Source organism: Bradyrhizobium cosmicum (genome assembly GCF_032290525.1).
Classification (GTDB): Bacteria; Pseudomonadota; Alphaproteobacteria; order Rhizobiales; family Xanthobacteraceae; genus Bradyrhizobium; species Bradyrhizobium cosmicum_A.
The window spans coordinates 1-245 of the sequence record NZ_JASXTA010000502.1 but is presented as its reverse complement, the minus strand read 5'-3'; the positions used below and the strand labels follow the sequence as shown (position 1 = coordinate 245).

Sequence of the window (245 nt, the reverse complement as noted above, 5' to 3'; positions counted from 1 at the left end):
CCGCAGCGGAGGCCGGTGCAGCCAGCGTCAGATCGCGGGCGGCAATCGAGGCTCCGCGATGCAGGACGTACAGACGACCGTCATCGCGCAGGAATCTCGCTGACTCCATCATGCCGTCGGCACGAAAGCGGATCGTGTCGGGGCCGAGTTCATCGATCTCGAAACGGCGCTCGTCGCCATCGAGGCCGGCGACATAACTCCCGTCGCGGTTCCGAACGATATCAACCTCGCACGCACCGTGGCCA

General features: G+C 65.3%; 1 pseudogene. It reads right to left on the bottom strand.

Annotated elements, in window-relative coordinates:
- Positions 1–245 (bottom strand): annotated as a pseudogene (locus tag QSV46_RS40715) (3-methylcrotonyl-CoA carboxylase); the annotation flags it as partial.